Source organism: Aromatoleum toluolicum (assembly GCF_012911005.2).
GTDB lineage: Bacteria > Pseudomonadota > Gammaproteobacteria > Burkholderiales > Rhodocyclaceae > Aromatoleum > Aromatoleum toluolicum.
The window spans coordinates 1-1,367 of the sequence record NZ_WTVS01000175.1; the positions used below are offsets into that span (position 1 = coordinate 1).

1 pseudogene is annotated in these 1,367 nt (G+C 64.2%); it reads left to right on the forward strand.

From position 1 onward, the window contains the following. Positions 1-65: 65 nt before the first annotated feature. A pseudogene (locus tag GPA27_RS28225) lies at positions 66-1,207 on the forward strand (IS3 family transposase); the annotation flags it as partial. Positions 1,208-1,367: the final 160 nt, after the last annotated feature.

A 1,367-nucleotide genomic window follows, 5' to 3' on the forward strand; every position in this document is an offset into this window, starting at 1 on the left:
TGAGCTTGCCCCCATAAAACGGACGCCATGAAGTGAAGTTCTAAGGCTTCATGGAGGAACGTGAAATGAAAGCGAGGATACCGAAGCGGGTCTATACGACTCAGTTCCGCGAGGCGGCGGTGCGGCAGGTGATCGAGGCCGGACGCAGCGCGAACGAAGTGGCGCGCAGCCTGGACATTTCTTCGAAGACGCTGGGCAACTGGGTGCGCCAGGCGCGACGCGGCAAACCGCTGGTCAAGCGCGTGGCGGCCGTGCAGGTCGATGAGACCCAGGCCGAACTGAGCCGACTGCGCAGCGAGGTGGCACGGTTACGGGTGGATAACGAAATTTTAAAGCGGGCGGCGGCGTACTTTGCGCGGGAGTCGCGGTGAAGTACGCGTGGATCGCCGGTGAGTGCGCCCGCTTTCCGATCGCACGGCTGTGCACGCTGCTGGAGGTCTCGCGCAGCGGCTTCTATGCGTGGCGGCACCGTCCCGCGTCGGCGCGGGCACGCAGCGATGAACGGCTGGTCGTGGTATTGCGCGCGACCTATGCTCATCATCGCGGCAAGTACGGGCGGCCGCGGCTCACCCGCGATCTGCGTGAAGCGGGCTACCCGGTCAATCACAAGCGGATACGCCGGCTGATGCTGCGCGAGGGGCTCGCCGCACGGCGGCGGCGCCGTTTCGTGCGCACGACCGATTCCCGGCATGCCCTGCCGGTAGCGCCGAACCTGCTCGAACGCGACTTCAATGCGAGCGCGCCGAATCAGAAATGGGTGGCGGACATCACCTACGTCGACACTGCCGAAGGCTGGCTGTACGTCGCGCTGGTAATGGACTTGTTCAGCCGCCGACTGGTCGGCTGGGCGATGAGCGATCGCATCGACACCTACCTCACGACGGACGCGCTCGCGCTGGCGCTGGGCCTGCGCGGTCCGCCCGCCGGACTGCTGCACCATTCGGACCGTGGCTGTCAGTACTGTGCGCACGACTATCGCAAGGTCTTGGAGGACCGGGGCATTACGGTGTCGATGAGCCGGCGTGCGAACTGCTACGACAATGCCCCGATGGAGTCGGCCAACGGCACCCTCAAAGTCGAACGAGTCTATGACGAGCACTACGCCACACGCCAGCAGGCGATTGACGATCTGACCGAATACATCGGCTACTACAACAGCGAGCGGCGTCACAGCGCACTCGACTACGACAGTCCGGTCCAATTCGAACAGAGGTGGAAAATGCAACACCAGCACACGACACCGATTGGCACCGCAAGTTATCCACCGCCGCGCGCTCTGCCTGCGTATGAGGCGCCGCAGGCGCGCGCCCGTGGATAACTTGCTGCCCAGTACCCTTCATGGCGTCCATCAAACGGGGACAGGGTCA